A 266-nucleotide genomic window follows, 5' to 3' on the forward strand; every position below is an offset into this window, starting at 1 on the left:
GCTTTACTCATGTCATGCACTAAAATAGTAGTAACGTTACGCTTATTTTCTGGGTCGAGATAAAAGCTAAACATGTCACGTGTTGAACAGAATTTTTTTACCTGATCGCCATCTGCTTGCGTAATACCTTTGCGAAATAGCTCCGCTTTTGGACCTGAAAAATTACTGATTAACATGCCACACAAATGGCATTCATCAGCACTTTCAATCGCCACCGCTTGATGGATAATTTGTTGTTGCTCTGATGGCTCTGAACAACCAACGAT

1 protein-coding gene is annotated in these 266 nt (G+C 40.2%); it reads right to left on the reverse strand.

Annotated elements, in window-relative coordinates; all coding sequences use genetic code 11:
• The coding region (locus AAEZ09_RS28450; protein ID WP_350601682.1) for a nitrous oxide reductase accessory protein NosL at positions 1–266 on the reverse strand (266 nt) is incomplete at both ends.

Origin of the sequence: Pseudomonas sp. 65/3-MNA-CIBAN-0223, assembly GCF_040310425.1 — a bacterium.
In the GTDB taxonomy this organism is placed as follows: Bacteria; Pseudomonadota; Gammaproteobacteria; order Pseudomonadales; family Pseudomonadaceae; genus Aquipseudomonas; species Aquipseudomonas gregormendelii.